Consider the following 7369-nt stretch of genomic DNA (forward strand, 5'->3'; position numbering starts at 1 on the left):
GGGTGTTGGCGCTCGTCGTCGCAAGCGGGCAGCCGCAAGCGCGGATGAGCGCGGCCACCACCGGCGAAGCGGAGCAGCGAAGCGCCACGGTGCCATCGGCAGCCTGCATGAAGCGCGGCACGCGGTCGTTTGCGCGCACAATGAGCGTGAGCGCGCCCGGCCAGAACGCGTCGGCGAGCGCGCGCGTGACTTCGTCTACCGCGCACCCGTATCGATCGAGGTCATCGACCCCGCCCACGAGCCAGGGAACCGTCTGGGCCAGGTCACGCTGTTTGACGGTAAAGATGCGCCGATACCCAGAGCTCTCCGGAGGAAGCACCATGCCGTTCACGGAAGGCTCGCGGGATGCGCCCTTCGCCACGCCAGGCTGCATGAACGGTGCCACCGCAACCGCGAGGCCATACACCGTCTCGGTGGGGATGAGCGCCAATCCACCAGATGAAAGCACGTTTCCAACCTCTGCGATCGCTTGATCGCAAGGCTGGGCGCTATCAGTCGCTATACGGTAAATCTCTGGCATCTGTTGAGCGACACATCCTCCCTGAACAGCATTCGATGCATGGCAGTATCGATGCATTCTCTCATGAGTCGCGTGCGAGGAAGCCCAAACCGCGCGTCGATAACGTAAACGGGGCGATGCTTTCGCCCAAAGGCGCAGTATAGCGGCGCGTGTGTCGAAAATGTGTCGCTAACGTAGCTATTTATTTCGGAAACCGGCGCATGACGCCCCGGCGCCCTAGCCGGTGTGCGCGAACAAGAAGCGCTGACGGCCGGTGAGGTCCTCGATGATTCTCACGTCGTGCATGCCGGCGCTCTTCGCGATCGCCGCCGCCTCCTTGAGCGAATCCTCGAAGAGCTCGCATGCGAGCAGCCCGTCCTGCTTGAGCACATAAGGCGCCACCGAAACAAGGCGACGGAATATCTCCAAGCCGTCTTCGCCGCCGTCGAGCGCGAGGTGCGGCTCGAAATCGCGCACCTCGTGCGGAATCGCTTCAAGCACCGCCGTGGGAACGTACGGCGGATTCGAAACGAGCACGTCGAACGATGAGCGTTCTTCAGGGAGCACCGGCTGCACGAGGTCGCCGAGGCGGATATCGAGCGCCTCGGGCGCTATCCCCAGACGCTCGCGGTTGCGCCGCGCGAGCGAAACGGCTTCTTCGCTGATATCCGTCGCCACGCAGCTCACACACCCCGGGCGCTCCGAGACCATGGAGAGCGAAATGCACCCGGTACCGCACCCGACCTCGAGTACGCGCGCGCCGCGCGGGGACGTTCCTTCAGTCGCATCTTCCGCACCCTGCTCGGCAGGGACGTTTTCAGTAGCAACGGATTCTGCCGTGACGGCACTCTGGGCATCGCCCTCGTCCCGCTCTGTCTCCTTTGCCTGCTCGCTCTCTGCTGCCTCGCCGTCTTCCTGCTCCGCTGCGGCACGCGCCGCGAGCTCGGCTTGGCGCGCCGCCTCGACCTCGGCGTTCCACGGCAGCTGGACGCGCTCGCGACGCGGCTTCACCCACCCCGTCACGTTCCGGTCGAGGTATTCGAGCACGCAATCCACGAGCAGCTCGGTCTCGGGACGAGGGATGAGCACGCCGGGCTCGCAGGCGATGCTCAGCTGTCTGAACGCCGTCTCGCCCGTGATGTACTGGAGTGGTTCGCCCGCCACCCGCCGCTGGATGCCCTCGCGAATCGTAGCGAGCTCCGCCGGCTCGAGGGGAAGGTCGGCCTTGATAATCAGGTCGATGCGCCTCAGGCCGGTGGCGCTCGTCACCAGCCACTCTGCCGAAACACGCGGCTGCGGCACCCCCAGACGCTCGAAATACCCGATCGTCCACTCGAAGCATCTGCCAACAGTCCAAGGCTCCTGCGTCGTATCAACCATGAGCACCTTCCCCGCTTTCTTTGCATTCCGCCGATTCTACCGCAGGCGATGGGGCGCGCAGCCCGCGCGGCGCGGCCATCGCCCGATGCGCACACCCTACCTCAAGCATCTAAAACGGTTCCGAGCGTTTCTGGCACAAACCTTGTCAAAGCCTTGTCGTACATCTGGCACGCAGAAGCGCGCGCCCGCTCACCTGCACGCGCACGCGTTCCACCTATGGAACCAGTGGTTCTTTTTCCTCGAAAAACGGCACGATATCTCTAGATTCGAAACGCGCTTCCGAATGCTACACCGCTTCCGCAAGCTTCTCGGCGCGGTCTGCTGCAGCGAGCGCGTCGATCACAGCTCCGAGGCCGTCGCCCAGCAGCACGCCGTTATATGTGCTGTTAAAGCCGATGCGGTGGTCGGTCACGCGGTCCTGCGGCTGATTGTACGTGCGGATCTTCTCCGAACGGTTGCCGTGGCCAATCTGGCTCTGACGCTCGGCACCCAGCTCTGCCTGCTGCTTCTGCAGCTCCATCTCATAGAGGCGCGCGCGGAGCATCTGCATGCAGACCTCGCGGTTCTGGATCTGCGAGCGCTGCTCCTGCGACTGCACCACGGTGTTCGTGGGCAGGTGCGTGATGCGCACGGCGGAGTACGTGGTGTTCACGCACTGGCCGCCGGGGCCGCTCGCGCAGTACGTATCGATGCGCAGGTCAGACTGGTCGATCTGGATGTCGATCTCGTCGGCCTCGGGCAGCACTGCGACCGTCGCCGTCGAGGTCTGGATGCGACCCTGGCTCTCGGTCTTGGGCACGCGCTGCACGCGATGCACGCCGCTCTCGTACTTCATGACGGAGTAGACCTTGTCGCCCGTGACCTTGAACTCGATGGACTTGAAGCCGCCAGCATCCGACGGGCTCGCGTCGAGCACCTCGAGCTTCCACTTCTTGCTCTCGCAGAAGCGCTGGTACATCTTGAAGAGGTCGCCGGCGAAGATCGCGGCCTCGTCACCGCCCGCAGCGGAGCGGATCTCGACGATGGTGTTCTTCTCGTCGTTCGGGTCGCCGGGGATGAGCATGAACTTGATGTCTTCCTCGAGGCCGGGAAGCTTCTCCTCGTTCGCGGAGATGTCCTCCTGGAGCATGCCCTTCTCGTCGGCGTCGGAGGTGTCGTGGAGCATTTCCTTCGCCGCCTCGATATCGTCGAGCGCCGTGAGGTACTCGCGCGCCTTGGCCACGAGCTCGGCCTGCTTGGCGTGCTCCTTGGCAAGGCGGGTATATTCCTTCTGGTCCGCGAGGACAGACGGGTCGAGGAGCTTCTTCTCGAGCTCTTCGTAGGCAGCAATGAGTTTTTCGAGCTTATCGCGCATGATGGTTCCTTTGCGTTTTGGAAGTGGACGCCCGGAAACGATATTCGGGGCGCAGGGCCATACGGAAGGGCACCGCGGCGCCTGCGGCACGCGGTGAATCATGAGCCCAGCTAGAGCATGTCGAACCGAAGATACATGCGCTTCCTTTCTTCCGGCACCTAATCATACCCAGAGCGCCAAAAAGGGCAAGCGGCAGCTGCGCATCCTGCAGAAAAGACACGGCATCGCCGTGATACCCAGATGATATTGAGTGATAGAGAAAAAACTCTGGGCGGCGGGCTGCACCGGCGGACAGCGAGACAACGCGCCCGCGCTTGTCTCGTCCCCCTCAAAAAAATTTCGTACTCTTTCAAAACCTCTATTTGGGGTTTGCGAAACTTCTTATACTCATAGCTGTACAGGAGGCAAGGTTGCGGCCCCTGCGGGAAGCACCCAGCCGTGGCGGACTCCAGCGAGCACCTGCGAGCTAGAGAGGAAGACGGTATGAACATCGAGCTTCTTAACACCGGATTAAAACTGTCGACCAGCAACGACGACGGCGTGTGGCAGAACTGTTGCTGCTGGGCGCTCATGTACCGCCTCGGCTTCAACAATGCCACGCGCGTGGCCGACATGGTTGACGCTGACACATATGGTCGCCTTCCTGTCGGCAACAAGGGCATCATGGTCGTGGGTGCGTCGGAGAACCCTTACGAGGAGCCCGGCTTCGAGGCATACGTTGCCCGCCTGCGCCGATCGGTGGTCTGCCACTTCCTCGATACGCGCTATGGCATCGACATCGGTCCCGCGAATGCGGAGGCGACGTGCCGCAACCGCCCGAACGTGTGGCGCGATGCGAACGAGCTCGCCGACCGCTTCATGAACGACGAGGTGCTCTCCGAGTTCGTGCCGACATGGGGCGCATCAGTGCGTTCGTGCAGGAACAAGTTCGGCAACCTCTTCGAAACCCTCGTCGTGCCCACCTATGAGCGGCGCACGGGCAAGCGCTACGTGCCGCTCGAGTGGGAGGACCCGCTGCACCCCGGCATGCCGCGCCCGAAGCAGGCGACGACGGTGCAGAGCCCCTCGGCGGCGCCCACACCCACCGCTCCCCAGACCTCCGCTGCACCCAAGTTCTGCAGCAACTGCGGCTCGCCGCTCTCGCCCGGCGCGAAGTTCTGCTCCAACTGCGGCAACCGCATCGCCTAGCCGCCCAGACACCCCACCCCCACCCGTATATACGCCCCACCTATATACCTATATAAAAGAGAGGAACACCCATGGGACTCATCACGCACAAGGTTAAGCAGTACGACAACAAGTCCGGAACGCTCTACCACTACGTCGACGACTTCACCACGTTTGGATGGATCCTCGTCCTCGCACTTTTCGCGTTTCTCTGGCACTTCGGCTGGGACATCTTGCGAGCAATCGTGGCGGCGTTCACCTCGGCCGCGTTCTCGGTAATCGTACTCGTTATCCTACGCTGCGCCCTGCGCGTCCTGAGCGAGGGCGCGGCACAGCTCGTGCCCTGCGTGCGCCCCGACGGCGGCAAGCTCTTCCCCTGGGCGGCACGCGTGCAGAACGCGCTCCTCTTTGGGAAGCGCAGGCCGGGGGTGCTGTATACCGTGAGCTTCGTGCTCTGCTTCATTGGAGTGTTCATCAGCTTCCAGGGGTAATGGCGCTCGCGAAAAGCCCCGTGCACAGCATGCCCCGCACCATCCATCTTCCAAGAAAGGATTTGCCATGTTCTGCTCATCCTGCGGCGCCCCGCTCGAAGCGAACGCAAAGTTTTGCTCCGCCTGCGGCGCGCCCGCTACCAACGTAAGCGCGCCAGCGAGCTCCCCGGCCGCACCTGCGCCCGCAAGCAAGCCCGCGGCGCCCGTGGCCGCATCACCCGTCTCCCAGCCTGCACCCGCATTCACCACCTCCCAAGCGAGCGCGCAGACCAAGGGCACAGAGCCCTCGGCAGCCGCCATGTCCGGTACGGCAAGCAACATCCGCACCATCCTCATGACCGGGAAGAACTTCGAGCACATCTCCATGGCAACGCTTCTCGGCGGCTTCGGCATCATCATCGCCGCCATCGCATGGATCGCTGTCATCGCCCCCTATCACCCTGAGGGTCTCTCCCTCCCCACCATTATCGCCACGGTGCTCTTTGTCGCCGGCATCGCCATCGCGGTGGCGGGAGGTATAGGCCGTATCGCAGCGTTCGCAATCAACCGATAACGCGTGGATTACCCACACGCAAGGAAGGGAGAACAGATGAACCACTGCACGTCATGCGGAGCCCCGCTCAAACCGGGGGCGAAATTCTGCGAACAATGCGGAGCCGCCGCGGCAGAGGCGAAGTCCGCAGGGGGGCATCGCGTCACCGTCGATCCGGACATCGCGAACGACATCATCGTGTGGGAGGGCAAGGAGTACACCGCACAGGAGTGGGCGGACCGCTTCGGTGGTAAAACCACGGGCGCGGCTGCGGCAGAAAGCAGCGAGACGGAACGCGACGCCGCCCACGCATCGCACACGAGCCCGGCGGCCAACGCGGCCAACGCGGCCAGGGCCGCCGCGCGCAGCCTCTCGCCCAGCACTCCTGCCGACATCGAGCCCTACACCTCATCCCTCACCGACGAGGAGCGGACAGCCGGCAATACCCCGTCGAAAACCATGTCCGAGCACGCCCGAAAAAAGCTTCAGAATGAAATCTCCAATCTGAACAATCTGGTTCGCTCGCGAAGCAAGCTTGTGAGAAGCCATATGGCAAAGGTGAAGCTTGAGGATGAAACCGCCGCGAAAAACGTACAATCGCGCATCGATGCCATGGAGCACGATTCCACGTACTTCAGCGAAACGGTCGCGTTCAACGACCTCACGCGGGTTAACGCGTATCGCTCGTTTGCCGAAAAGCACCTTGCCACCGACGCCGAAACCTCCGCCACCGTCTTCGCATGGCTCAACGAGAACGAACAGCCCTTCCTCGACGATGCCGAGATTCTCGCGACGCGCATGTGGGAAACGTTCGACGAGGCCGCTCTCGACCGCGCGAATGACGAGTACCGCGACGCACTAGCCGCGCGCGACCAAGCAGCTCAGGAGCTCCGAAAGCTCAAAGCCGACTGCGATGCAGAGATCGACCGCCTCTCCAGGGAACGCGTCGCGCTGGACTATTCCCGCCCGATCAGCGATTCCATCAGGCATTATGCGCTGCTTTGCTTGGCCCTCGTGGTGCTTACGCTCGCACTTTCGCTCATCAATTACCTGATCCTGCATGCCGCATTCCTTGTTACGGCACTGCCCATCGTTCGCATCATCGGGCTCGTGGGCGCTATTGGGTTCTTCGTTGCAGGCATCTTCCTTCAGCGAGGGCCGGAACGCAAGCGCGCAGCCGAAGCCGTCACAAAGAGCGAGGCGTGCGAACGGGCCGTCGCCGACAAGAAAAAGGAATTTGGCAGCCTCATCGAGCAAGCGGAACGCAAACACAAGGCTGCGCAGGAACGCGCCGATGCCGCAGCGCTTGAGATTAAGCGCGCCGAGAAAACCGTCGACCCCACCATGCAGGAGAGGTTCAGCACCCTCACCTACGGCTTTGTGAACAAGCTCGACGCGCTCGACAAGTCCATCGATGTCGTGTACGCGAACCTCAACGAAAGCTGCCCGCTCGAAAACTTCGAGCAGAGCATTGATGCCGAATGGATGGACGAGCTTAAGAAACACGACGCCCAGCGATACATGATGCTTCACACCGAGCGCTCAAATGAAGCGCAGACGAGCGAGGTAAAGAAAACGAGCGAGGCGCAGCGGGAAGAGGCTGCGAAGCAGACCCGTCTGCAGGAAGAGCAGACCCGTTTGCAAGAGGAGCGGACGAGGATCGCCCAAGCAGATCTTGAAGAGAACCGCAGGCGGCGCAAAGAGGCAAGCCAGCTTGACAGGCAGCGCGCGTTGGATGCCCGGAGGGCGGCCGATGCCGCTGAGCGAGCAAGCCGAGCCCAAGAAGACGCGGCTCGAGCCAGCGAACAGGCCAATTACTCGGCCGATGCTGCTGAACGGGCCCGTGAGAAGTACTACAACTACAGGAAATACTAAGGAGCTCCCCATGTCTTGTTCCCTCGGCACAGCCCGCGCGCCGCGCGCCTTTGCACGCGTCGTGGCAGGGG

At 62.7% G+C, this 7369-nt stretch carries 7 protein-coding genes; 4 read left to right on the plus strand and 3 right to left on the minus strand.

Translation table 11 applies throughout. The features are described 5' to 3' along the window. From QZ079_RS06785 to prfA, 3 genes are all read right to left on the minus strand, one after another. Nucleotides 1-448 (minus strand): L-threonylcarbamoyladenylate synthase (locus QZ079_RS06785; protein WP_297036793.1); only part of this gene is annotated, 448 nt, incomplete at its 3' end. Between the two features lie 288 nt (nt 449-736). Further along, nucleotides 737-1879, minus strand: coding sequence for a HemK/PrmC family methyltransferase (locus QZ079_RS06790; protein WP_297036796.1), 1143 nt, complete (start codon nt 1877-1879; stop codon nt 737-739). A gap of 286 nt (nt 1880-2165) precedes the next feature. Continuing rightward, on the minus strand, nt 2166-3233 hold the full coding sequence (prfA, locus tag QZ079_RS06795) for a peptide chain release factor 1 (protein ID WP_297036798.1): 1068 nt from the start codon (nt 3231-3233) through the stop codon (nt 2166-2168). 483 nt (nt 3234-3716) lie between these two features. Here prfA and QZ079_RS06800 point away from each other — a divergent pair, with 483 nt between their 5' ends. From QZ079_RS06800 to QZ079_RS06815, 4 genes are all read left to right on the plus strand, one after another. After that, nucleotides 3717-4421 carry a zinc ribbon domain-containing protein gene (locus tag QZ079_RS06800; protein ID WP_297036801.1) on the plus strand — a complete coding sequence of 235 codons (705 nt, stop codon included), beginning with the start codon at nt 3717-3719 and terminating at the stop codon, nt 4419-4421. 71 nt (nt 4422-4492) lie between these two features. Continuing rightward, nucleotides 4493-4891, plus strand: coding sequence for a hypothetical protein (locus tag QZ079_RS06805; RefSeq protein ID WP_297036805.1), 399 nt, complete (start codon nt 4493-4495; stop codon nt 4889-4891). Between the two features lie 67 nt (nt 4892-4958). Then, nucleotides 4959-5444: a zinc ribbon domain-containing protein gene (locus QZ079_RS06810; RefSeq protein ID WP_297036807.1), complete on the plus strand. Its 486-nt coding sequence runs from the start codon at nt 4959-4961 to the stop codon at nt 5442-5444. A gap of 36 nt (nt 5445-5480) precedes the next feature. Continuing rightward, nucleotides 5481-7298, plus strand: coding sequence for a zinc ribbon domain-containing protein (locus QZ079_RS06815; protein WP_297036810.1), 1818 nt, complete (start codon nt 5481-5483; stop codon nt 7296-7298). The last annotated feature ends 71 nt before the right edge of the window (nt 7299-7369 follow it).

This window comes from uncultured Enorma sp. (assembly GCA_905210055.1).
In the GTDB taxonomy this organism is placed as follows: Bacteria; Actinomycetota; Coriobacteriia; order Coriobacteriales; family Coriobacteriaceae; genus Enorma.

Coding starts and splice junctions, on each gene's coding strand:
- QZ079_RS06810 (WP_297036807.1), top strand. CDS start 4,959: ATGTTCTGCTCATCCTGCGGCGCCCCGCTCGAAGCGAACGCAAAGTTT.
- QZ079_RS06815 (WP_297036810.1), top strand. CDS start 5,481: ATGAACCACTGCACGTCATGCGGAGCCCCGCTCAAACCGGGGGCGAAA.
- prfA (WP_297036798.1), bottom strand. CDS start 3,233: ATGCGCGATAAGCTCGAAAAACTCATTGCTGCCTACGAAGAGCTCGAG.
- QZ079_RS06800 (WP_297036801.1), top strand. CDS start 3,717: ATGAACATCGAGCTTCTTAACACCGGATTAAAACTGTCGACCAGCAAC.
- QZ079_RS06805 (WP_297036805.1), top strand. CDS start 4,493: ATGGGACTCATCACGCACAAGGTTAAGCAGTACGACAACAAGTCCGGA.
- QZ079_RS06790 (WP_297036796.1), bottom strand. CDS start 1,879: ATGGTTGATACGACGCAGGAGCCTTGGACTGTTGGCAGATGCTTCGAG.